General features: G+C 55.1%; 1 protein-coding gene. It reads right to left on the reverse strand.

Annotated elements, in window-relative coordinates; genetic code table 11:
- On the reverse strand, positions 1 to 216 hold a 216-nt coding region (locus ACO0KW_RS20540), incomplete at both ends, for a hypothetical protein (protein ID WP_423055198.1).

Raw genomic sequence — 216 nt, forward strand, 5'->3', positions numbered from 1 at the left:
TTGCCGAAGCGTTCGTCGTCGTACCCGCTGTCCGTGTCACCGTCAAATCAAAGGTTTCATTGACTTCGCTGATCAGATCATCCGTGATCGGTGTACGTACCAAGACACTCGTCGCGCCTGCGGCAATGGTCGCCGTAGCCGCATTGTTCCACGTCGTTCCACCATCCGTTGATACTTGCAGATTCGTCGCTGTCGCACTACCGTAATCCGTACCAC

Source organism: Undibacterium sp. Ji22W, from assembly GCF_049340305.1.
Taxonomy (GTDB): domain Bacteria; phylum Pseudomonadota; class Gammaproteobacteria; order Burkholderiales; family Burkholderiaceae_D; genus Undibacterium.